This is a genomic window from Shewanella sp. S1-49-MNA-CIBAN-0167 (genome assembly GCF_040310145.1).
In the GTDB taxonomy this organism is placed as follows: domain Bacteria; phylum Pseudomonadota; class Gammaproteobacteria; order Enterobacterales; family Shewanellaceae; genus Shewanella; species Shewanella psychromarinicola.
On sequence record NZ_JBEOPO010000471.1, the window covers coordinates 1 to 239 of the forward strand.

Here is a 239-nt window from a genome sequence, read left to right on the forward strand (position 1 = left end):
GTAATATCGTGATTGTGGCTGGTTTTCAAGGTATCGATGAGGATGGTAATGCAACGACGTTAGGTCGCGGCGGCTCTGATACGACAGGTGTTGCGATTGCCGCAGCCTTGGGCGCAGATGAATGCCAAATCTATACCGACGTCGATGGTGTCTATACCACTGATCCACGCGTCACCTCAAAAGCCAAAAAGCTTGAAAAAATTACTTTTGAAGAAATGCTGGAGATGGCGAGCCTAGGC

The 239-nt window shown here is 49.0% G+C and carries 1 protein-coding gene; it reads left to right on the forward strand.

Annotation, left to right across the window (positions count from 1 at the left end; genetic code table 11):
- The coding region (locus AAEZ00_RS22070) for an amino acid kinase family protein (RefSeq protein ID WP_502959366.1) at positions 1 to 239 on the forward strand (239 nt) is incomplete at both ends.